Origin of the sequence: Kribbella polygonati (genome assembly GCF_050320105.1) — a bacterium.
Classification (GTDB): domain Bacteria; phylum Actinomycetota; class Actinomycetes; order Propionibacteriales; family Kribbellaceae; genus Kribbella.
Map to the genome: position 1 here is coordinate 16,239 of NZ_CP190129.1, position 22,945 is coordinate 39,183.

General features: G+C 69.5%; 18 protein-coding genes. 15 read left to right on the forward strand and 3 right to left on the reverse strand.

Going from position 1 to position 22,945, the window contains the following annotated elements; all coding sequences use genetic code 11:
- The first annotated feature begins 1 nt into the window (after position 1).
- From ACQHIV_RS00075 to ACQHIV_RS00125, 11 genes are all read left to right on the forward strand, one after another.
- Entirely contained in the window at positions 2–817 is an 816-nt protein-coding gene (locus ACQHIV_RS00075) for a TlyA family RNA methyltransferase (protein WP_427890390.1), read from the forward strand.
- Positions 818–828: 11 nt separating this feature from the next.
- Entirely contained in the window at positions 829–1,752 is a 924-nt protein-coding gene (locus tag ACQHIV_RS00080) for an NAD kinase (protein ID WP_427890392.1), read from the forward strand.
- A 3-nt stretch (positions 1,753–1,755) separates the two neighbouring features.
- A complete protein-coding gene (recN, locus tag ACQHIV_RS00085) occupies positions 1,756–3,486 on the forward strand; it encodes a DNA repair protein RecN (RefSeq protein WP_427890393.1) in 1,731 nt (576 codons plus the stop codon).
- Positions 3,487–3,584: 98 nt separating this feature from the next.
- Complete coding sequence (gene steA / locus ACQHIV_RS00090) at positions 3,585–4,766, forward strand: putative cytokinetic ring protein SteA (protein WP_427890395.1); 1,182 nt, start codon at positions 3,585–3,587, stop codon at positions 4,764–4,766.
- Complete coding sequence (locus tag ACQHIV_RS00095) at positions 4,763–5,710, forward strand: copper transporter (RefSeq protein WP_427890397.1); 948 nt, start codon at positions 4,763–4,765, stop codon at positions 5,708–5,710. The genes steA and ACQHIV_RS00095 overlap by 4 nt, the downstream gene beginning before the upstream one ends.
- A 1-nt stretch (position 5,711) precedes the next feature.
- Positions 5,712–6,521 carry a hypothetical protein gene (locus tag ACQHIV_RS00100; RefSeq protein ID WP_427890398.1) on the forward strand — a complete coding sequence of 270 codons (810 nt, stop codon included), beginning with the start codon at positions 5,712–5,714 and terminating at the stop codon, positions 6,519–6,521.
- The gene (gene murJ / locus ACQHIV_RS00105; protein WP_427890400.1) at positions 6,518–8,164 is read left to right on the forward strand and encodes a murein biosynthesis integral membrane protein MurJ; all 1,647 of its coding nucleotides are present in this window, start codon (positions 6,518–6,520) and stop codon (positions 8,162–8,164) included. The genes ACQHIV_RS00100 and murJ overlap by 4 nt, the downstream gene beginning before the upstream one ends.
- On the forward strand, positions 8,161–9,186 hold the full coding sequence (locus ACQHIV_RS00110; RefSeq protein ID WP_427890402.1) for a glycosyltransferase family 4 protein: 1,026 nt from the start codon (positions 8,161–8,163) through the stop codon (positions 9,184–9,186). Before murJ ends, ACQHIV_RS00110 begins: the two co-directional genes overlap by 4 nt.
- A 21-nt stretch (positions 9,187–9,207) precedes the next feature.
- A complete protein-coding gene (locus ACQHIV_RS00115) occupies positions 9,208–10,914 on the forward strand; it encodes a CTP synthase (protein ID WP_427890404.1) in 1,707 nt (568 codons plus the stop codon).
- Positions 10,914–11,564 (forward strand): NUDIX domain-containing protein, encoded by a 651-nt coding sequence (locus ACQHIV_RS00120; RefSeq protein WP_427896378.1) that lies wholly within the window; start codon positions 10,914–10,916, stop codon positions 11,562–11,564. The genes ACQHIV_RS00115 and ACQHIV_RS00120 overlap by 1 nt, the downstream gene beginning before the upstream one ends.
- 237 nt (positions 11,565–11,801) lie before the next feature.
- Positions 11,802–15,008 (forward strand): GH92 family glycosyl hydrolase, encoded by a 3,207-nt coding sequence (locus ACQHIV_RS00125; RefSeq protein WP_427896380.1) that lies wholly within the window; start codon positions 11,802–11,804, stop codon positions 15,006–15,008.
- Here the strand turns inward: ACQHIV_RS00125 and ACQHIV_RS00130 are convergent.
- The gene (locus tag ACQHIV_RS00130) at positions 14,998–15,582 is read right to left on the reverse strand and encodes a hypothetical protein (RefSeq protein WP_427890406.1); all 585 of its coding nucleotides are present in this window, start codon (positions 15,580–15,582) and stop codon (positions 14,998–15,000) included. The two genes, ACQHIV_RS00125 and ACQHIV_RS00130, sit on opposite strands and share 11 nt — an antisense overlap.
- 116 nt (positions 15,583–15,698) lie before the next feature.
- Here ACQHIV_RS00130 and ACQHIV_RS00135 point away from each other — a divergent pair, with 116 nt between their 5' ends.
- Complete coding sequence (locus tag ACQHIV_RS00135) at positions 15,699–17,666, forward strand: family 43 glycosylhydrolase (RefSeq protein ID WP_427890408.1); 1,968 nt, start codon at positions 15,699–15,701, stop codon at positions 17,664–17,666.
- A gap of 1 nt (position 17,667) precedes the next feature.
- Here ACQHIV_RS00135 and ACQHIV_RS00140 read toward each other — a convergent pair whose 3' ends face one another.
- Positions 17,668–18,366 carry a DUF4386 family protein gene (locus ACQHIV_RS00140; RefSeq protein WP_427890410.1) on the reverse strand — a complete coding sequence of 233 codons (699 nt, stop codon included), beginning with the start codon at positions 18,364–18,366 and terminating at the stop codon, positions 17,668–17,670.
- A gap of 81 nt (positions 18,367–18,447) precedes the next feature.
- Positions 18,448–19,272 carry an LLM class F420-dependent oxidoreductase gene (locus tag ACQHIV_RS00145; protein ID WP_427890412.1) on the reverse strand — a complete coding sequence of 275 codons (825 nt, stop codon included), beginning with the start codon at positions 19,270–19,272 and terminating at the stop codon, positions 18,448–18,450.
- A 231-nt stretch (positions 19,273–19,503) separates the two neighbouring features.
- Here ACQHIV_RS00145 and ald point away from each other — a divergent pair, with 231 nt between their 5' ends.
- Genes ald through ACQHIV_RS00160 form a run of 3 tightly spaced genes read left to right on the forward strand, consistent with a single transcriptional unit; the run spans position 19,504 to position 22,816 of the window.
- Complete coding sequence (gene ald / locus ACQHIV_RS00150; protein WP_427890414.1) at positions 19,504–20,619, forward strand: alanine dehydrogenase; 1,116 nt, start codon at positions 19,504–19,506, stop codon at positions 20,617–20,619.
- Positions 20,616–21,551, forward strand: coding sequence for a site-specific tyrosine recombinase XerD (gene xerD / locus ACQHIV_RS00155; RefSeq protein ID WP_427896382.1), 936 nt, complete (start codon positions 20,616–20,618; stop codon positions 21,549–21,551). The genes ald and xerD overlap by 4 nt, the downstream gene beginning before the upstream one ends.
- Positions 21,552–21,562: 11 nt before the next feature.
- Positions 21,563–22,816, forward strand: coding sequence for a low temperature requirement protein A (locus ACQHIV_RS00160; protein WP_427890416.1), 1,254 nt, complete (start codon positions 21,563–21,565; stop codon positions 22,814–22,816).
- Positions 22,817–22,945: the final 129 nt, after the last annotated feature.

Below are 22,945 nucleotides of genomic sequence, written 5' to 3' on the forward strand. Positions count from 1 at the left end.
GGTGGCCAAGGGAGTCAAGCGGTCGCGGCTCGATGCGGAGCTGGTACGGCGGGGTCTCGCGCGTTCCCGCGAGCACGCGAGCGAACTGATCGCGGCCGGCAAGGTGAAGGTGTCCGGGACCGTGGCCGGTAAGCCCGCGACCGGGGTCGGTGCGGACGCGCCGATCGTCGTCGACACGTCCGAGCACGAGGACCCCGGGTACGCGAGCCGCGGCGCGCACAAGCTGATCGGTGCGCTCGAGGCGTTCCCGGACGTGCGGGTGAAGGGCCGCCGTACGCTCGACGCCGGTGCGTCGACCGGCGGGTTCACCGACGTACTGCTGCGCAACGGGGCCGCGCACGTGATCGCGGTCGACGTCGGGTACGGGCAACTGGTCTGGGCGCTGCAGACCGACGACCGGGTCACCGTGATGGACCGGACCAATGTCCGGACGTTGACGCTGGCGGCGATCGGCGGCGATCCGGTCGACCTGGTGGTCAGCGATCTGAGCTTCATCAGCCTGACGCTCGTGCTGCCCGCGCTGCTCGGCGTGGTGAAGCCGGACGGCGAGCTGGTGCTGATGGTGAAGCCGCAGTTCGAGGTCGGCAAGGAGCGGCTCGGCAAGGGCGGTGTGGTCCGGGAGCCGGAGCTGCGGGCGGACGCGGTGCGTACAGTCGCCGGTAAGGCGCAAGAGCTGGGGTGGGGGATCGCGGGGGTGGCCGCCAGCCCGTTGCCTGGTCCGTCAGGAAATGTCGAATACTTCCTGTGGATACGCCGGGTTGCGCCGCCTCTCGATGAGACGATGCTCCGGACGGCCATCGAGCGTGGACCGCAATAAGGAGGCAAGGGTTGGCTGAGCACGAGCCGCGGCGCGTGCTGCTGGTGACGCACACCGGCCGGGAGCAGGCGGTCGAGGTCGCCCGGGAGGCACACCGGCTGCTGACCGACGCCGGGATGCAGGTCCGGCTGCTCGGCGGTGAGGCGGCGGAGCTCAAGCTCGACCCGGCCGAGATCGTCGACGACCCGGAGAAGGCGGCGAACGACGTCGAGCTGATCATGGTGCTCGGCGGCGACGGCTCGATCCTGCGCGGCGCCGAACTGGCCCGCCCGCACGGTACGCCGGTGCTCGGGGTGAACCTGGGGCACGTCGGGTTCCTCGCCGAGGCCGAGGTGGACGACCTGGAGCGGATCGTCCAGGTGGTGGTGAACCGGACGTACACGGTCGAGGAGCGGATGACGCTCGCGGTCGACGTCCGGTACGACGACGAGCTGATCTTCGAGACCTGGGCGCTGAACGAGGCCAGCGTGGAGAAGGCGGCCCGGGAGAAGATGCTCGAGGTGCTGGTCGAGGTGGACGAGCGGCCGCTGTCCCGCTGGGGCTGCGACGGCGTCGTCGTCGCCACGCCGACCGGCAGTACGGCGTACGCGTTCTCGGCCGGCGGGCCGATCGTCTGGCCCGAGGTGGAGGCGATCCTGATGGTGCCGCTGAGCGCGCACGCCTTGTTCTCGCGGCCGATCGTGGTGGCGCCGACGTCGCGGCTGTCGATCGAGCTGGTGCCGTCCTGGCACGGCCGCGGGGTGTTGTGGTGCGACGGCCGGCGGATGGTCGAGGTGCCGCCCGGCGCCGAGATCCAGGTCCGCCGGGGTACGACGCCGGTCCGGCTGGCCCGCGCCCACGAGGCGCCGTTCACCGACCGGCTGGTGGCGAAGTTCGACCTCCCGGTGCTCGGCTGGCGCGGAGCCGCCGAGCGCAAACGCAACGGAAACGGATGACCCATGCTGTCAGAGATCCGCATCACCGGGCTGGGCGTGATCGAGGACGCGACGCTGGACCTCGACCCGGGTTTCACCGCGGTCACGGGTGAGACCGGCGCCGGCAAGACGATGGTCGTGACCGGGGTGAACATGCTGCTCGGCGGCCGCGCCGACAGCGGGCTGGTGCGGCACGGGACGCGGCGGGCGCGGGTCGAGGGTCGGGCGAGCGCCGTACCGCGGGCGATCGTGCAGCAGGCCGAGGACCGGGGCGGCGAGCTGGACGACGACGAGTTGCTGATCGCGCGGGAGCTGTCGTCGGAGGGTCGTTCGCGGGCGTTCCTCGGTGGAGCGTCGGTGCCGGTGTCGGTGCTGGGCGAGGTGTCGGGCGACCTGGTCGCGATCCACGGGCAGGCCGACCAGTGGCGGTTGCTGCAGCCCGCGCGGCAGCGCGAGACGCTGGATACCTTTGCGGGCAAGGCGGTTCTGGTCCCGCTGCAGGAGTACTCCGCGGCGTACAAGCGGCATCGCGAGGTCGAGGCGGAGCTGACCGAGCTGATCACCCGCGAGCGTGATCGGCTGGCCGAGGCGGATCTGTTGCGGTTCGGGCTGGACGAGGTCGCGAAGGCGGAGCCCTTGCCCGGCGAGGATCTCGAGCTGGCCGCTGAGGAGCAGCGGCTCGCGTACGCCGACGGTCTGCGGACGGCGGCCACCACCGCCGCCGACGCGATCGCTTCCGAGGACCTCGACTCGACGCGGCCGAACGACGTACTCGGCCTGCTGGCGTTGACGAAACAGGTCCTGGACGGCGAGCGCGACCACGACCCGAAGCTGGCCGAGCTGGCCGACCGCGCGGGCGAGCTGGGCTACCTGGCGGCCGACCTGGCGCAGGAGCTTTCGTCGTACGCCGCTGATGTCGACACCGATCCGGCGCGGCTGTCCGTGGTGAGCGAACGGCGCGCGTTGCTGACCGCGCTGGTCCGCAAGTACGGCGCCGACGAGGGCATTGTCGACGAGGTGCTGGAGTGGGCGAAGCGGTCCGCGACCCGGCTGGCCGAGCTGGACGGCAGCGACGAACGTGTCGAGCAACTGAACGCCGAGCTGGCCGAGCTGGACGCGACGCTCGCGGACCTCGGGCAGCAGATGCGAGACGCCCGGATCGAGGCGGCCGAGCGGCTCGGTGTCGCGGTGTCGGAGGAGCTGACCGGGCTGGCGATGCCGCACGCGAAGCTGTCGGTCGAGGTGCACGAGACGACCGCCGGCCCGTTCGGGATCGACGAGGTCGAGTTCTGCTTCGCGGCGAACCCGGGCAGTCCGGCCCGCCCGCTGCAGAAGGCCGCGTCCGGCGGTGAGCTGTCCCGGGTGATGCTCGCGCTCGAGGTGATCCTGTCCGACACGCACCCGGTGCCGACGCTGGTGTTCGACGAGATCGACGCCGGGATCGGCGGCCGGGCCGCGGTCGAGGTCGGGAAACGGCTTGCCCGGCTGGCCGAGAAGGCCCAGGTGATCGTGGTCACCCACCTGCCGCAGGTCGCGGCGTTCGCGGATCGCCATGCCGTCGTACTGAAGAGTGACGACGGATCGGTGACCACCAGCGGCCTGGTCGCTCTGGACGACGACGCCCGGCTCAAGGAACTGTCGCGGATGATGGCCGGGCTGGAGAACTCCGAGGCCGCGCAGACGCACGCCGAGGAACTGCTCGCACTCGCCGCGAAACGGCACAAACCGCGCCGGAAAACTCGTTCCAAAGGATGATTTGACGCCACTGTCACCGTTAATTCGGTGCGTGAACAAGGGGCCTGCCGGGTAAATGCGCAGGTAAGGGGCTCTTGACATGGCAGGATGAGAGCGCGATGAAACTGCCCAGCCTGCGGAGAGCACGTACCACTGAACTGCCCGGCGTCACCGGCGTGGTCCGGCTGGATCGGCGTACCAAGAATCTCACCAAACGGCTCAAGCCGGGTGAGATCGCGGTCATCGATCACGTCGACCTGGACCGGGTGAGCGCCGAGGCGCTGGTCGACTGCAAGGTCGCCGGGGTGGTGAACGTGGCCGACTCGATCAGCGGCCGGTACCCGAACCTCGGGCCGGAGATCCTTGTCGACGCGGGCATCCCGCTGGTCGACGGGGTCGGTCGCGAGGTGTTCTCGGTACTGCACGAGGGCGAACACGTCCGGCTCGACGAGGGCACGCTGTACCGCGGCGGCGAGGCGGTCGCGAAGGGTGTCGCCCAAGACAGCCAGACGGTCGCGGAGCTGATGGACGAGGCCCGGTCGGGGCTGTCCACGCAGCTCGAGGCGTTCACCGCGAACACGCTGGAGTACCTGCGGCGCGAGAAGGACCTGCTGCTGGACGGTGTCGGCGTACCGGCGATCCACACGCCGATGGAGGGCAAGCACGTCCTGATCGTGGTCCGCGGGTACGACTACCGCGACGACCTGGTCGCGCTGAAGCCGTACATCCGCGAGTACCGGCCGGTGCTGATCGGGGTCGACGGCGGCGCGGACGCCCTGGTCGAGAACGGGTACGTCCCGGACCTGATCGTCGGCGACATGGACTCGGTCAAGGACGAGACGCTGAAGTGCGGCGCCGAGGTGATCGTGCACGCGTACCGCGACGGCCGCGCGCCCGGCTCCGAACGGCTCGAGCGGCTCGGCGTGGAGTCGATCGAGTTCCCGGCCACCGGCACCAGCGAGGACGTCGCGATGCTGCTGGCCGACTCCAAGGGCGCCTCGCTGATCGTCGCGGTCGGCACCCACAACTCGCTGGTGGAGTTCCTCGACAAGGGCCGCTCCGGGATGGCGAGCACCTTCATCACCCGGCTGCGGGTCGGTGCCAAGCTGGTGGACGCGAAGGGCGTCGGCCGGCTGTACCGGAGCCGGGTCTCGACGTTCCAGGTGGCCGCGCTGATCGTGGCCGGCCTGTTCGCGGTCGGCATGGCGCTGGTCGCCATCGGCGCCGACGATGTGCTCTGGTCGATCCTGCGGGCGCGCTGGAACGACCTCGTCTACTGGATCCGGGAGCTGTTCACGTGATCGACTTTCGTTACCACATCGTCTCGATCGTGGCGATCTTCTTCGCCCTGGGCGCCGGTGTGGTGCTCGGGGCCGGCCCGTTGAAGGGCACCGGAGACCAGTTCGTCCAGGCGCAGGCCGACCGGGATCGCCAGCAGCTCGCCGACGCGCGCGCGGAGCTCGTCCAGGTGAAGGCGCTGGACAAGTACCGCGACGACTACGTCGCCAAGGTGACCGCCGGGCTGACCGACGGCAAGCTGACGAACAAGAAGATCACGCTCGTGCTGATGCCGAACGCGGACAGCAACCTGAGCGACGGCGTCCAGGCCGAGCTGGAGAAGGCCGGCGGCACGGTGTCCACCAAGGTGTCGCTGGACCCGAAGCTGTTCGACACCGGGCAGCGTCAGCTGGTCGAGACGCTGGTCCAGCAGCTGGTCACGGCCGACATGAACATCGCGGCGAACAGCACGACGTACCAGCGGGCCGGTCTGCTGCTGGCCCGCGGGGTCGCGGCCAAGGACGAGGGCAAGTCCGTGGACGCGGACGCCACCAAGGTGCTGAGCGGGCTGACCGGCGCGAAGCTGCTGTCGCTGAAGCCGTCGACGGTGAAGGACCGGTCGAGCCTGATCGTGGTGATCGCCGCGGACCCGCCGACGCCGGTCCCGGACAACTCGACGTACACCGACGCCGTGGAGTTCATCAAGGGCCTGGACCTGGGCAGCGGCGGGGTCGTCGTGGCCGGTACGCCGGCCGCCGCGAACGACGGCGGACTGATCAAGGCCTTGCGGAGTGACTCCGACGCCACCAAGATCGTTTCCTCGGTGGACGTGGCCGATCTCCCCGCCGGCCAGATGACGGTCGTGTTCGCACTCGCGGAGCAGCTGACCGGGAAGGCGGGGCAGTACGGCGCGATCAACGCGAAGAACGGCATCGCGCCGGCAGCCGTACAGACCAAGGGAAACTGACGTGGGACTTCTGAGCGCGGCCGTCGCGGCGGCCGCTGTTTCCGGGCTCGAGCGTGCGGCGGAGAAGCTGCCGAAGGAGAACCGGGAGCCCTTCGAGCGCACGAACCATCGCGGTGAGCCGGTGACGCTGCTCGAGGGACCGGGCGCGGTGCTCGGCGCACTGGCCGGTGTGCTCGCTTCCCGCGGCAGCAACAAGGTCAAGGCCGCCGCGGTGGTCGCGGGCGCGGTGTCGGGCGCGGTCGGTGCGTACGACGATCTGCGCGGGACCACGCAGGCCAAGGGTTTCCGCGGTCACCTGAGCGCCTTGAAGCGCGGCGAGGTGACCAGCGGCGCGGTGAAGATCCTCGGCGTCGGCGCGGCCGGAGTCGCCGCGGCCGCACTGCTGCCACGCAAGTCGCGCGGGGTGAAGGCCTTCGTCGGAGTCGTTGCCGACGGCGCCTTGATCGCCGGTACGGCGAACCTCACCAACCTGCTGGATCTCCGTCCGGGCCGCGCGCTGAAGGCCGTGACCGCGCTGAACGCACCGCTCGCTGTGGTGAACGGTCCCGCCGGTGCGGTCGTCGGAGCGGCGGCTGCCTCCGCCCCGGCCGACCTCGGCGAGCGGGCGATGCTCGGCGACTGCGGCGCGAACGGCCTCGGCGCGATCACCGGTACGGCGCTCGCCGCCTCGCTGCCGCGCCCGCTGAAGATGCTCGCGCTGGCACTGGTCGTCGGTCTGAACCTGGCCAGCGAGAAGGTCAGCTTCACCAAGGTCATCGCCGACACCCCTGCCCTCGACAAGATCGACCAGTGGGGCCGACGACCCCGGTGAGTGAAGACGGCCGGGGCGCCGACCGCCCGGCCGACGCCCCGCACACCTCCTCCGCGCAGAACGGTTCGCCGGGTGGGTTCGGGGGCGCGCGGATCGCGCAGGCCGCGTTGCTGGTGGCTGCTGTCACCGTGCTCGCGCGGGTTGTCGGTTTCGGCCGGTGGCTGGTGTTCTCGAAGACCGTCGGCGCTGGGTGCCTGGCGGAGGCGTACACGACCGCCAACCAACTGCCGAACATCCTGTTCGAGGTCGTTGCCGGTGGCGCGTTGGCGGGCGCGGTCATCCCGGTGCTGGCCGGTCCGGTCGCCCGGGACGACAAGGCCGCGCAGGGGCGGATCATCGGGGCGCTGCTGTCCTGGTCGTTCGTGCTGCTCGCCCCGGTCGCCGTACTGGCGTGGCTGCTGGCCGGCCGGTACACCGACGCGATGCTCGACCCGGGCGCCGAGTGCGGTGGCTCGACGGCGACCGCGACCCGGATGCTGGCGATCTTCGTACCGCAGATCTTCGGGTACGCCGTGGCCGTGATCGCGACCGCGGTTCTCCAGTCCCACAAGCGTTTCGCGGCCGGTGCGCTGGCGCCGCTGATCTCCAGCCTGGTCGTGGTCGGGACGTACTTCGTGTTCGCGGCCGCCGCTCCGGACGCGGATCACGCCTCGCAGGGCGCCAACGACGTACTGGCCTGGGGCACTACGGCCGGTGTGCTCGCTCTTGCGCTCACGGTCCTCGTCCCGATGCTCGTACTGCGCCTGCCGATCAAGCCGACGCTCAGGCTCGACCCTGGCGTCGGTCCGGTACTACGGCGGCTCGCGCTGGCCGGCCTCGCCGTACTGATCGCGCAGCAGTTGACCTTTGTCGTCACGACGTACCTGGCGAACCACCGGGGCGTAGCGGGCAGCATTGCCGTCTACACGTGGGCGAACGCGATCTACCTCCTCCCGTACGCCGTCCTGGCCGTGCCGATCACGACCGCGGTCTTCCCGCGCCTGGCAACGGCCTTCGAGGCAGGGGAGGGGTTCGACCGGTACGCCGCCACCTCGACGCGGGCCGTGATGCTGGCCGGCGGTGCGGGTGCGGCCCTGCTGATCGGTACGGCGGTACCGGTCGCCAGGATCTTCGCGTACGACCACGGCGCGGTGCAGGCGGACAAGGCGACCTCGCTGGCCAACGGCCTGCTGGCGTTCGCGCCTGCTGCTATTGGGTTCGCCGTACTCATGCACCTCGGCCGTGTGCTCTATGCGCGCCACTCGGGGCGTGAGGTCGCTCTTGTCACCTCGGGCGCCTGGGTGGTCGTAGCGGTAGCCGGCGTGGTGCTCACGGCCCACTGGGACGCCGTACCGGCGCTGGCTGCGGCTATGTCGATCGGCATGGTCGTAGGGGCGTTCGTATTGCTGGTGGTGCTGCGTCGCGAGGCCGGTCCGGGTGTTCTGACTGGGGTGCCGCGTGCGCATCTCACAGCGCTCGCAGGTGCAGCCCTGGCAGGTGCTGCGGGCTGGGTGGTGGCACTGCCCGCCGGACACGGTGGAGTCGGCAAGGCGGTCCTGTTCGCGCTCCTGTCCGGGCTGGCCGTTGTCGTCGTGTACGCCGTTGTCGTGCTTGCATTGGACCGCGCGGACGCTCGCGCCCTCGTACGACGGGAGAAACCATGAGGATCGGGCTGCTGCTCGCGGAATCGCGGGGCGGGATCGGGCAGCACGTTGCCTCGCTGGTGCCGCGGTTCGTGAGCGCCGGGCACGAGGTCGTGGTGTGCGCCCCACCTGGTACGGCGGAGCACTTCGACTTCGCGCCCGCGACCGTAGTGGCCCAGGCGACCGGCCTGCGCGGCTGCGACGTGATCCACGCCCACGGGTACCGCGCCGGCATGGCCGCGCTGCGGGACAGGTCCCGCTTGCGGCCTCTTGTCGTCACTTGGCACAACGCGGTGATCGCGCCGGGCCCGCGGGGGCTGGTGATGCGCATGGGGCAGCGGCTGGTTGCCAAGGGCGCTGATCTGACCCTGGGCGCTTCCAGCGACCTCGTGGAGCTGGCCAAGAGCCTGGGCGCCCGCAACGCCCAGTTGGCGCCGGTAGCCGCTCCTGCGATGCCCACGGTGCGTACGTCGCGCGCGGCGGTCCGTCGTGAGCTAGGCCTCCGCGACCAGCCCGTCGTACTCACGGTGGGCCGGCTGGCGCCGCAGAAGGACTACCCGACGCTCCTGTCGGTAGCGGCGCGCGTACACGAGTCAACGCCGGACGCGGTGTTCGTGGTGGTCGGTGACGGGCCGTTGCGGGACAACCTGCAGGCGCGGATCGACGCGGAGCAGCTGCCGGTCCGCCTGCTGGGACACCGCAACGATGTGGCGGATCTTCTCGGGGCCGCGGACGTGTTTCTGCTCACGTCCCACTGGGAGGCCCGCGCGCTGGTCCTCCAGGAGGCGATGCAGGTCGGCGTACCGGTCGTCGCGACCGCGGTCGGCGGCGTACCCGAACTCGTCGACGACAGCGCCGTACTGGCGTTTCCGGGCGACGCGGACGGTCTCGCGGACGGCGTACGGGCGGTCCTGGCGGAGCCCGAGACGGCGAACGCTATGCGGACACGGGGCCGGGAGTTGGCCGCCAGATGGATGGACGAGGACGCGGTGGCAAAGAATCTGCTCGACATCTACGCGGGTCTCGTCGCGACCGGTGCTTGACACGAGGTAGGCTGGAGACCCGTGGACAGGGCTTCGACTTCCCAGCAGACCAAGCACGTATTCGTCACCGGTGGCGTGGCATCCAGTCTCGGCAAGGGACTGACAGCGTCCAGCCTCGGCAGTCTGCTGACGGCTCGGGGCATCCGCGTCACGATGCAGAAACTGGATCCGTACCTGAACGTGGATCCCGGCACGATGAACCCGTTCCAGCACGGCGAGGTGTTCGTCACCAACGACGGCGCCGAGACCGACCTCGACATCGGCCACTACGAGCGCTTCCTGGACCGGGACCTCTCCCAGGTCGCGAACGTGACCACCGGCCAGGTGTACTCGAGCGTGATCGCCAAGGAGCGCCGCGGCGAGTACCTCGGCGACACCGTGCAGGTGATCCCGCACATCACCAACGAGATCAAGGAACGGATGCTCGCGATGGCGGGCCCGGACGTGGACGTCGTACTGCACGAGATCGGCGGGACCGTCGGCGACATCGAGTCGCTGCCGTTCCTGGAGGCGGCCCGGCAGGTCCGGCACGACGTCGGCCGCGACAACGTGTTCTTCCTGCACATCTCGCTGGTGCCGTACATGGCGCCGAGCGGCGAGCTGAAGACCAAGCCGACCCAGCACTCGGTCGCGGCGCTGCGCTCGATCGGTATCCAGCCGGACGCGATCGTCTGCCGCGCCGACCGGCCGATCCCGGACAGCGTGAAGCGGAAGATCTCGCTGATGTGCGACGTCGACGTCGAGGCCGTGGTGGCCGCCGTCGACGCGCCGTCGATCTACGACATCCCGAAGGTGGTGCACGCCGAGGGCCTGGACGCGTACGTCGTGCGCCGGCTGAACCTGCAGTTCCGCGACGTCGACTGGACCCGGTGGGACGAGCTGCTCCGGGTCGTGCACCACCCGAAGGACGAGGTCACGGTCGCGCTGGTCGGCAAGTACATCGACCTGCCGGACGCGTACCTGTCGGTCGCCGAGGCGCTGCGGGCGGGCGGGTTCGACAACGACGCCCGGGTGAACCTGCGCTGGATCGCCTCCGACGAGTGCGCCACCCCCGAGGCCGCGGCCCGGCTGCTCGGCGACGTGGACGCGATCTGCATCCCGGGCGGGTTCGGGGTGCGCGGGATCGAGGGCAAGATCGGCGCGATCCGGTACGCCCGCGAGCAGGGCGTGCCGATCCTCGGGCTCTGCCTCGGCCTGCAGTGCATGGTGATCGAGGTGGCTCGCGACCTGGCCGGTCTGGACCAGGCGAACTCCAGCGAGTTCGACCCGGACGCCGAGCAGCCGGTGATCGCGACCATGGAGGAGCAGAAGCACATCGTCTCCGGCACCGGCGACATGGGCGGCACGATGCGGCTCGGCCTGTACCCGGCGAACCTGGCCGAGGGGTCGATCGTCCGCGGCCTGTACGGCGCACCGTCGATCCAGGAGCGGCACCGGCACCGCTACGAGGTGAACAACGCGTACCGGGACAAGCTGGAGGCCGCCGGACTGGTGTTCAGCGGGCTGTCGCCGGACCACGAGCTGGTCGAGTTCATCGAGCTGGACCGGGCCATCCACCCGTACTTCGTGGCCACCCAGGCGCACCCGGAGCTGCGATCCCGGCCGACCAAGCCGCACCCGCTGTTCTCCGGCCTGGTCGCGGCCGCCCTCGACCGGCAGCGCGAGTCCCGGCTCCCGGTGGAGGAGCCGAAGCCGGCCTCGTCGAAGAAGGCTGCGGTCAAGGCGTGATGAAGGACTACCCGGAGCTCCGGTTCGGCGCCGGCCTCGCCGACCGGCCGGAGCGCTGGCCGGTGTCGGCGTCCGAGACGGTGCACGAGACCGGCCGGGTCATCTCGGTACGCCGCGACACCATCGAACCCCCGGGCGGTACGCCGTTCGTCCGCGACGTCGTCGTACATCCCGGGGCTGTCGGCGTGGTGGCGCTGGACGAGAACAACCGGATGCTGCTGGTCCGCCAGTACCGCCACCCCGTCGGCCACAAGCTGCTGGAGGCGCCCGCCGGGCTGCTCGACGTCCAGGGCGAGCAGTACCGCCTCGGCGCCGAACGCGAGCTGTGGGAGGAAACCGCCACCAAGGCCGCCGACTGGCGGATCCTGGTCGACGCCTTCACCTCACCCGGCCTGACGAACGAGGCCGTCCGGATCTTCCTGGCCCGCGACCTCTCACCCGCCGACGAGTCCTTCGAACGCGAAGCCGAAGAAGCCGACATGGAAACCGTCTGGGCCCCGATCGTCGACGTCGTCGGCGCGGTCCTGGCCGGCCAGCTCCAGAACCCCATCCTGATCATGGGCGCCCTGGCCGCCTGGACCGCCCTCAACGGCCCGGGCTTCGACACCCTCCGCCCCGCGGACGCTCCCTGGCCGGCAAAGGACCGCTGAACTACGCGGAGGGCTTGACCGGTTGCGGTGGGTGCGGGTATTTGTTGCTGACAACGATGTCACCCATCCGTGAAGGTTGGTCCGCCCATGCGTCGTTCTGTGTTGTCGCGTTGTCTGTTGGCCGGTGCGTTGGTGGTGGCGGTTACGCCCGCCGCGCATGCCGTGCCGTCACCGTCACTGGCACCGTCACCTACTGCCTCTCATCCGACGACTGCGACGCCGCCTGATCCGTTGGCGGTGCGGGTATTCGGGCCGGAGGTGGTGGGGGAGAGCCGGATCACCGGGAGTTCGGGGGATCCGACGGAGCAGGTGGATCCGTTGGTGGGGACCTCCAACGCGGGGAACACCTTTCCGGGGGCGGTGATGCCGTTCGGGATGTTGTCGTTCAGTCCGGAGACGAGCCGGGGGAATGCTTACCGGACGGCCGCGCCGGGTGGGTACCTGTACTCGGCGACGAAGATCCGCGGGTTCAGCCTCACGCACATGAGCGGCAGCGGTTGTGCCGGCGGGTCGGGGGACATCCCGATCTTCCCGCTGGCGGGTGACGTGACGACCTCGCCGCAGAGTGATGCGAAGGACGTGGTCTACGCCTCGACGTTCAGTCATGCCAACGAGGTCGCGAAGCCGGGGTACTACAAGGTCGGCCTCGACTCCGGCGTGACCGCCGAGCTCGCCGCGACGACCCGCACCGGTTCGGCAGCCTTCACGTTCCCCGCGGACAAGGCCAAGACGGTGATGTTCCGTACGTCGAACTCCGAGGTCGGGTCGAGCGACGCGCAGCTCAGCATCGACCCGGCGCACCGGACCGTGAGCGGCTCGGTGACCAGCGGGAACTTCTGCGGCTACCTCGCCAGCGTCGGGCAGCGCAGCTACTACACGGTGCACTTCGTCGCCGAGTTCGACCAGCCGTTCGCGAACCAGGGCACCTGGACCGACACGACCGTGACGCCGGGCAGCACGAGCGCCCACGGCGGTACGACGTACGGCAAGGACGGCTGGATGCCGGCCGGCAAGGGCTCCGGCGGGTACGTCGGGTTCGCGAGCGACAAGGTGACGATGCGGATCGGTATCTCCTACGTCAGCGAGGCCAACGCCCGGCGGAACCTCCGTGCCGAGAACCCGCGCGGTACGTCGGTCAGCGTGACCGCCGCGATGGCCAAGCAGGCCTGGCGCCGGGAACTGGACCGCATCGAGGTGACAGGCGGTACGACGGACCAGCGCACGACGTTCTACACCGCGCTGTACCACGCCCTGCTGCATCCCAACGTGTTCAGCGACGTCAACGGCCAGTACTGGGGCTTCGACCAGAAACCGCACACGGTGTCCCGCGGGCAGCAGGCGCAGTACGCGACCTTCTCCGGCTGGGACGTGTATCGCTCACAGCTGCAGCTACTGACCCTGCTCGAGCCACGCCGGGCCGGTGACATCGCGCAGTCTCTGTACAACCAGGCCTCGCAGAACGGCGGGATCTGGGACCGTTGGACGCACGCCTCGGGCAGTACGGCGGTGATGACGGGCGACCCGTCCGCACCGGCTGTGGCTGGCATCTACGCGTTCGGGGGCACGAACTTCGACGTTCAGAAGGCCTTGAAGTCGCTGGTGCAGGCCGCGACCGTTCCGACCGCGAAGGACCTGAGCTCGGCCGGTAAGCCGGTGATGTCGATCGGTGAGCGGCCCTCGCTCGACAAGTACCTCGCGCTGCACTACATCCCCACCAAGTCGAACGCGTGGGGCGGCGCGGTCGAGACGCTCGAGGACGTGACGGACGACTTCGCGCTGGCCCAGCTGGCGCAGCGGACCGGCGACGCTTCGACGTACCAGAAGTTCCTGACCAGGTCGCAGTACTGGCAGAACGTGTTCAACCCGGACAACGGCGGCTACATGCAGAACCGGGACGACAACGGGGCCTGGCCTGCGTTCACGCCGTCGACGTACGACGGGTTCGCGGAGGGCAGCAGTGCGCAGTACACGTGGATGGTGCCGCACAACCGGGCCGGCCTGATCGAGGCGATGGGCGGTACCGACACGGCGAACCAGCGGTTGGACGCCTTCTTCAAGAACCCGGACGGGACGTGGGCGCTCACCGGTGCGGGTGAACTGCACGCGGAGATGGACAACGAGCCGTCGATCAGCACCCCGTGGATCTACAACTACACAGGCCGCCCGTACCAGACGCAGGAGACGTTGCGGCAGGCAATGAACCAGCTCTGGAACACCAGCACTGGTGGGATCCCGGGGAACGACGACTTGGGCGAGATGTCCTCCTGGTACGTGTGGACCGCGCTGGGCCTCTACCCGGACGTACCGAGCCGTGCAGAGCTGCAGGTCGCCGCACCGCTGTTCGAGCGGGCTGTGATCCACCGCGACGGCGGCAAGACGATCCGGATCAACGCTTCCGGTGCGGACGCGCAGTACGTGCAGTCCTTGAAGGTCAACGGGAAGCCTACGAACCAGCCGTGGCTGCCGGAGTCCTTTGTGCAGCACGGGGGAACGCTGGACTTCACTCTTGGTACGACGGCCAACAAGAGCTGGGGTACTGGGCAGGCACCGCCTTCGTGGCGGACCGGGGAGATCCCGTTCCAGACCTCTACCGACACCAGTCGAGTTGTCGTGGCTCCCGGTACCAGTGCATCGATCAAGCTGCAGGCGCACCGGTTGAGTGGGAGCGCGCAGGACGTCACCTACGCGGTCAACACGCCCGCAGGGCTGACAGCAACGCCCGCTACCGGAACCTTTCACGTAGACGAGGAGGGGAGTGCCGCAGTCACCATTGGTGCAGCTGCTGGTGCCCCTGACGGCCGCTACCCGGTGACGGTGCAGATGAAGGCAGCAGACGGGACCGTCCTGCCACAGGTCGGTTTCACTGTGGTCGTGGGTCAGCCGAACTCGTTCTTCGTACTACGGGAAGGCGTAGGCATCTCCGACGACAACGGCGACCACACCGAGGCCGACTACGACGGAGGCGGCGTCAGCTACTCCCGTCAGGCGCTGGCTGCGGCAGGGCTGACTCCTGGCGGGACAGGCATCGTGCAGGGCCTCGGCTTCACGTGGCCCGACGTACCGGCTGGCGACCCCGACAACGTGCCTGCCGACGGCCAGCGGCTCAACCTGAACCTGCCCTCGGGTACGACGAAGCTGTCGTTCATCGGCAGCGCCGTCAACGGCAACCAGCAGACGACCGCGACGCTCAACTACGCGGACGGTACGACGTCGCAGATCGACCTGTCCTTCAGCGACTGGACCCTTGGCGGCGGGGGCGACACCCTGCACTACGGCAACGTGATCGTCGCAACCACGCCGTACCGCAACGAGTCCGGCGGCGGCAAGGACAACGTGACGACCCACATCTTCGCCACCGCACCCGTCACCCTGACCCAGACCCCGGTCAGCATCACCCTGCCCAAGAACCGGGACCTGCGGCTGTTCACGCTCGCTAGCGGCTGATCGCCTCGCCGCCGCTCTCGGCCAGGGCGGCGGCGACCTGGCGGGCGTTCGCGGCGAACTCCTCGGCGGGGATCGGCGGCAGCAGGTCGTCCCAGGCCGCGATCATCGCGCCGCGGAGCTGCATCATCCCGAGCGGACGGGCCTGGAACCACAGGTGGAAGTGTTCGCTGCCGTCGCCCCAGCGGTTGAAGTGGGTGCGGGCGACCGGGTCGAGGTCCTGGATCGCCTTCGCGACCCGCTGGATCGTCGGGCCGAGGGTGGCGGTGAGTTCGGGTGGCAGGTTGTCGAGGCGGTAATGGTCGCGCGGCTCCAGGATCGCGACGAACGGCAGGCCGGACGGCTTGACGGCCTTGAGCTTCCACTGGTCGTCCCGCCAGATCACGTCGCGGTCCGGCTGAGCGCATGACCAGCAGTCCTCGCCGTTCTCGCCGCCGCGGGGCGGCTCGGGGAGCACCGGCTCGGCCAGGGGCACCACCTGGATGTCGCCTTCGAAGGGGAAGAATGGGTGGCCGACGAGGGGCTCGGCGGACATGCGTTCGCCGTACGGGAGCCGGCGGTGGTAGTCGGAGGTCATGCCCGCACTCTGCCCCAGCGGCCGGGCGCGGAGAAGTTTCGGTCGTCGTTTCACTGGTTGACCGGGTGCGGGGCGAGCGGGCACGCTGCGGGGAATCGATTTCCGTGAGGTGGCTGATGGAGCTGAGGCGACGGACTGTGATGCTGGGCGGACTAGGGCTCGCGGCTACCGGGCTGATCGGGCTACCAACGGAGGCACAGGCGGCGGCGTTGACGTGGGTAGGTGCGGGGCCGTTGCGGCACGTGTACGACCCGACGCCGGACGGACCGCCGTACGAGTACCTGAACGACCACTGCGTGATCCAGGGACCTGACGGCATTTGGCACCTGTACGGGATCATCGGCGACTCCGCACCGCCCGGCAGCTTCCCCGACGGTGCGAAGGAGATCCACTTCGCGCATGCGACCGCCCCGGCGCTGGACGGGCCGTGGACGACGCAACCGCCCGTACTGACCGTCGACCCGAACTACTACGGCGAAGTACACCTCTGGGCGCCGCACGTGATCGAAAGTGGCGGCACTTACTACATGTACTACGCAGCCGGCGGTAACGGCTGCGCGATCAACCTGGCAACGTCCACGGACCTCTTCACCTGGACACGGATCCCGCAGGGCCCGGTGTTCCGCGGCCTGGTCGCACGGGACCCGTACGTGACCCGCATCGGCGACCAGTGGGTCATGTACTACTGCGAGCTGAAGGACTGGCAGTCGAACCACATCGTCGCGGCCCGGACCAGCACCGATCTGATCCACTGGAGCGCCGCACGGACCGTCTTCACCGACCCGAGCACGGACGCGAACGCATCGGTCACCGAGTCGCCGGTCGTGGTCGAGCGCGACGGCACCTATTACCTGTTCATCGGCCCACGCTTCGGGTACGTCGGCACCGACGTGTTCCGCAGTACCGACCCGTTCACCTTCCAGCTGTCCAGCTACGCCGGCCACATCCCCGCGCACGCCGTTGAGGTCGTAGGCGACCACGTGACCGCGGCGGGCTCGTTCCAGCACGGCATCTACCTGGCCGACCTCCAATGGCGCAGTACGCCGCCTGTCTGGCACAGCCCGGACAACCCTGCCGCCGGCTTGAACCCGCAGGGCGCCATCGAGCTGTTTGCCCTCGACAACAACCACCGGATCGTACGGCGGGTGCTGCCGGGGGACTGGGAGTTGTTCAGCGACGAAGTGACCACCGTGCCGACCGTAGGCCGCAACGCGGACGGCAGGCTGGAGCTCTTCACGGTTGCGATGGACCAGGGCCTCATCCACCGCGTTCAGCGAGCAGACGGGACCTGGGGCGACTGGGAGGTGTTCGGAGGCGCTGCTGGTGCCGCACCGACCGTGTCACGCAACGCGGACGGCCGGCTCGAGGTGTTCGCGCTCGGCCCGGCCGGGGCGTACATCACGCACCGCTGGCAGAACGGGGGCGGCTCGGCGACCTGGAGCGACTGGGAGAGCTTCGGCGGCGCAGCAGGCGCACCACCGGTCGTCGGTGTGAACGCAGACGGCCGCATGGAGGTCTTCGCACTGGGCCCTGGCGGCGCTTACGTCGCACACCGCTGGCAGAACGCCCCGAACAGCGGCTGGAGCTCTTGGGACACGTCGTTCGGCGGACCGGCTGCTGCACTCAGTACGGTCAACCGTGACGGCCGTGGGCTGCTCAACGTGTTCGCGCTCGCTCCGGTGAGTACCGGCGTACACAGGAGAGTGCAGGCCGCACCGAGCGGTGGCTGGGGCGGTTGGCAGCAGGCGGACTCGTGGGCCGACGCATCCGCGCGTACTGCGGTCAACGCGGACGGCCGGCTGGAGATGTTCTGCATCCCGCCTGGTGGCGCACAGATCACGCATCGCTGGCAGACGACGCCAACCAGTGGTACGTGGAGCAGCAGCGAAGTCTTCGACACACAGCCGGCCGCAGCCAGTCCTACGGTGATCGTGGACGCGAGCGGCCGTCAGCACGTGTTCGCCGTATCACCCGACGGCGTACTGCGCGAACGCGTCCAGGTAGCGCCGAGCAGCGGCTGGGGACCCTGGCAGACGTTGCCAGGAGCCCCCATCGTGCCGCTGCCGACAGGCCACCCCTCCTAGCTCACATCTGCGGTACGGCGGTCTCCGGGCCGGTGGTCAGCTCCGGGAGGTGTTCACGGACCATGTAACCGCTCGCGGCCAGCACCCAGATCGCCGACAGCAGCAACGGGACCGTGCTCATCAACCAGCCCCCGGCCACGAAAGCGCCGCTGGTCGCGAAGACGCCGAACGCGCCGAGGAACGACACCACGGCGGCCAGCAGGGACAGGTAGCCGAGCCAGTCCGGCATCACGTGCGTCCGCAGTACGCCGATGCCGGCCGCGGCCAGCGGAAGCGCCGCGGCGAAGCCGATCAGTGTCGTCGTCAGTGCGCTGAGCTGGAACATCGACATCGTGATCGCCGCGTCCCGTCCACGGATGCCGGACGCGAGCGCTGCCTGCATGCCGGCGTTCACGAAGATCGCGCCGCCGACCAGGACCGCCCCGGCCATCAGCGCCAGGTGGACGTCGCTGCGCTCGGCCCGCTCGCGCATCGCCTCGGCGAACGCGACCGCGAACCAGATCACCAGTCCCGCCGCGGCCGCCCACAGCAGCGAGCTGAACAGGATCGTGGTCCGGTGGTCGCTGACCCAGCTCGAGATCGTGCTGTTCGAGTCACCGACCGTCGGAGGGTTACCGGGCAGGAACCTGCCCAGGATTGCGAGGACGACGAAGGCCAGGCCGGCGAGGCCGCCCCATCGCAACTCGTGTCGCTCAGTCATGGGGAAACACCTCCAACATGCACCACACCGATGTGGTGCACCTACTGCCGATGTTCCCCCGTTTCAGCCCGGAATCAAGACCTACTGGAGGACCGTCGCGAGCGCCTCGTAACCGGGCAGCAGGTCGATGCCTTCGTGGCCCAGCAGCTGGATCGCGACGTGGTCGGCGCCGGCGTCCAGGTGCGCCTTCAGGCCGGTCGCGACCTCGACCGCGGAGCCGTGCAGCACCATCGCGTCGACGAGCCGGTCGCTGCCGCCGTTCGCGAAGTCCTCCGGGGTGAACCCGAGCCGCTGGAAGTTGGTCGTGTAGTTGCTCAGCTGCAGGTACCGCTCCAGCCAGTCGCGGCCGGTGGCGCGGGCGATCTCCGGATCGGTCTCCAGCACGATCGCCTGCCCGGGCGCCAGCAGGACGCCGCCGCCGAGGATCCGCCGCGCCTCCCGGGTGTGCTCCGGCGTGACCAGGTAGGGGAGCGCGCCGGCCGTCCGCGCGCCGGACAGCTGCAGCACCTTCGGCCCGAGCGCGGCCAGTGCCCGCCGGTCCTCCGGCACCTTCGCGTCGTCGAGCTCGTCCAGGTAGCCGACGATCGTCCGGTACGGCGACCTGTACTCGCCGGTCGCTTCCCGGTGCCCGATCCCGACGCCGAGCAGGAACCGCCCGGGGTGCTCGTCCTCGAGCCGGTGGTACGACGCCGCGACCTCGGCCGCCGGCGACTTCCAGATGTTGACGATGCTGGTGCCGACGGCAACCGAGGACGTTGCGGCCAGCAACACCTCGGCGTCGCGGAGGCCGGCCTCCGGCGAGCCGCCCAGCCAGAGCGTGCCGTACCCGGCGCGCTCGAGTCCGGCCGCCAGTTCCGGGCCGTAGTGCTGCCCCGCGTGCCAGATCCCGTAGCGTCCCAGTTCCATCGCCACTCCAGTGTCCTCTCGTCGGGCGTCCTGTTCAAAGCATCCCTGACCACTACGAATAGCCGTCAATGATGGTTGCCGTGTCAGCCGCAGTACGATCAGACCATCCGGTCGAGTGGTATGAACCCGACGGGCATACACTCGGCAGCGACCTGGCAGCGTCCCCTCAACCGCCGGGCCGCGGACACAACGATGTGGGCCGCACACCTGGACGGGAAAGAAGGGCGTGTTGTGAAGGTCGGAGTTCCCAAGGAAGTCAAGAACCACGAGTACCGGGTGGCGATCACCCCGTCCGGCGTGCACGAGTTCGTACGCAACGGGCACGAGGTTCTGATCGAGCAGGGGGCAGGCGACGGTTCACTGATCCCGGACGACGAGTACGTCGCCGCCGGGGCGCGGATCGTGGCGGAAGCGGACGACGTGTGGGCGGACGCCGAGCTCGTGCTGAAGGTGAAGGAGCCGGTGGCGGAGGAGTACCACCGGATGCGCAAGGACCAGGTGCTGTTCACCTACCTGCACCTCGCCGCGAGCCAGGACTGCACCGAGGCGCTGCTCAGGTCCGGTATCACCGGGATCGCGTACGAGACCGTGCAACTGCCGGACGGCACGCTGCCGCTGCTGGCGCCGATGAGCGAGGTGGCGGGCCGGCTCGCGCCGCAGTCCGGCGCGTACCACCTGATGGCGCAGGGCGGCGGCCGCGGCGTGCTGCTCGGCGGCGTGTCCGGCGTCCACCCGGCGCGCGTGGTGATCCTCGGCGCCGGTGTCTCCGGGATGAACGCGGCCGCGATCGCGCTCGGGATGCAGGCGCAGGTGCAGCTGTTCGACCGGAACATCGCCCGGCTGCGGCAGGCCGACCAGATCTACCAGGGCCACCTGCTGACGATCGCCTCGAACGCGTACGAGATCGAGCGCGCGGTGCTCGAGGCCGACCTGGTCATCGGCGCGGTGCTGGTGGTCGGCGCGAAGGCGCCGAAGCTGGTCACCAACGACATGGTCAGCCGGATGAAGCCGGGCAGCGTGCTGGTGGACATCGCGATCGACCAGGGCGGCTGCTTCGAGGACTCGCGGCCGACCACGCACGCCGACCCTGTGTACAAGGTCCACAACTCGCTGTTCTACTGCGTCGCGAACATGCCCGGCGCGGTGCCGAACACATCGACGTACGCGCTCACCAACGTGACGCTGCCGTACGCGATCGAGCTGGCGAACCTCGGCTGGCGGGAGGCGCTGAAGTCGGACCACAGCCTCGCGCTCGGGCTGAACACGTTCGACGGTCACGTGACGTACGGCCCGGTCGCGGACGCACACGACCTGGCCCAGCTCAAGCTGGACGAGGTGCTGGTCTGAGCATCACCAGAGCGGTTGGCGCATACCTGGACCACCTGACGGTGGAACGCGGCCTGGCCGCCAACACTCTGGCGTCGTACCGGCGCGACCTGCGCCGGTACGGCGGCTACCTGGCGGCGGTGGGCATCGACAGCCTCGGCGGGATCACGGAGGCCGTGGTCGCCGACTTCCTGATGCGGCTGCGCGAAGGCGACGCCGACCACCCGCCGCTGACCGCTTCCAGCGCCGGACGGACCGTCGTCGCGGTCCGCGGGTTCCACAAGTTCTGCGTACGCGAGGGGCTGGCCGCAGTGGACCCTGCCGCGGCCGTGAAGCCCCCTGTGCCGCCGCAGCGGCTGCCCAAGGCACTGTCTGTCGACGAGGTCACCCGCATCCTCACAGCGGCCGCTGGCGCCGAGGCCGAACCGGCTGTTCTGGCCACCCGTGACGCGGCGTTGCTGGAGTTCCTGTACGGCACAGGCGCCCGCATCTCGGAGGCCGTCGGGCTGGACGTCGACGACATCGATATAGACGCCGGTGGAGTCCTGCTGCGCGGCAAGGGCAGCAAAGAGCGGGTAGTACCTGTCGGTACGTACGCTCGCGACGCTCTGTCGGCGTACCTGGTGCGTGGCCGGCCTGATCTGGTCGCACGCGGCCGAGGGACGCCCGCGCTGTTCTTGAATGCGCGGGGTGGTCGCTTGTCCCGGCAGAGCGCATGGACAGTACTGCGTCGCGCTGCGCAACGGGCCGGTATCTCCAAGGAGATCTCGCCGCACACGCTCCGCCACTCGTACGCAACGCACCTGCTCGACGGCGGAGCCGACGTACGTGTTGTCCAGGAGCTGTTGGGGCATGCGTCCGTGACGACGACCCAGCTGTACACCCTGGTCACTGTCGACAAGCTGCGCGAGGTCTACGCGACGTCGCATCCACGGGCCCTCTCCTCGTCGTAGTCTTGGCGGCCGTGGCTGACCAAGCTGAGGAACGGCACGCCAGCTGGCTAGAGCTGTTCTTTGATCTGACTGTGGTGGCGGCTGCCGCCCAGATCGCCCACAGGCTGCACGAGGCCGACACCGTTGGGCAGGTGGCCGCGTGTGCTGCGATGTTCTACGCGGTCTGGAGCGTGTGGACGACGACGAGCGTCTACGCGAACGTAGCCGGTGCGCGTACACGTCGCCGTGCGGTACTGCGGACCATGCTGGGCGTCGGCGTGATGGCTGCCGCCGTACCGGGTGTCTTCCCCGGGTTGCTGCCGCACCACGGCGAGACCGATCTGCAGGGGCGTACTGCGGCGTTCACGGTCGCTTTCATCATCTGTAGAGGCATCGCGTCGCGGGCCGCTTCTCGCGACGGGCAGGTGATCGCCTTCTGGCCGGCTACGCAGACGGCGGTGGCAGCTCCGTTCATCGTTTCGCTGTTCACCGACGAGCCCGTGACGTACTGGCTGTGGGGTGTGGGCGTCGTACTCGACCTGGTGACGTCTGTGCTCGGCGCACGGAACCCCCGCTCGATGGAGGAGCGCGCCAAGCGCATCAAGCACGACCTGGAGCAGGGGCAGCACCGAGGCCAGTGGCTCAGCCGCCTGCTGCGTGGTGGCTCGTCTTCAGAGCCTGCGACGCCCGCGTTGGTCACAGTCGCGCAGGCGGAGCGCGGTCACCTAGACGAGCGGCTCGGGTTGTTCGTGATCATCGTGCTGGGCGAGGCCGTCGCGCAGGTCGTCAGTGCGGACACCGGCAAGCCCTGGAACGGTGCTGTGGTCCTCTCGTCGGTCGCTGCGTTCTTCCTGGTCGTGATCCTGTGGCAGCTGACCACGCTGTACGGGTTCACCCCGGCGCCCCGCAGTACCAAACCGCTGGAGCCGTGGCAGGCGCTGCCCGCGCACCTGGGAGTGACCGCGGCGATCGTCTCCGTCGCGGCCGGTCTCGGCGCGCTCATCCCGGAGGCGGAGGGGCACCTGCTCACCAGGGACCGCTGGCTGATCTTCGGCGGGCTCGCGTTGTACCTGGTCAGCAGCGTAGGCGCCGGTGTCGCCGGGCGGGCGCCACTGCGGTGGTACGCCGGGTGGGCCGTGCCGAGCCTGGTGGCCGCCGTACTGCTCGGCGTCCTCGGGCAGGGACTGCAGGCGTGGCTGCTGGCGTCGCTGTCGGTGGTCGTGCTGGGCTGGTTCGCGCTGTACAACTGGTTCGCGAAGGGCCGGACCCCGGTGTCCGCGACCTAGAAACGGTGTGCGATCATCTGGTGACGGTTCGTCACTCGGGGAGGGTGACCGGCCACGTTCGGAGCTTTGTCGACAAACAGCCCCACCCCGGTGCGGAGTGGCTGGTTGAGAGTGCTTGAATGCACGCTT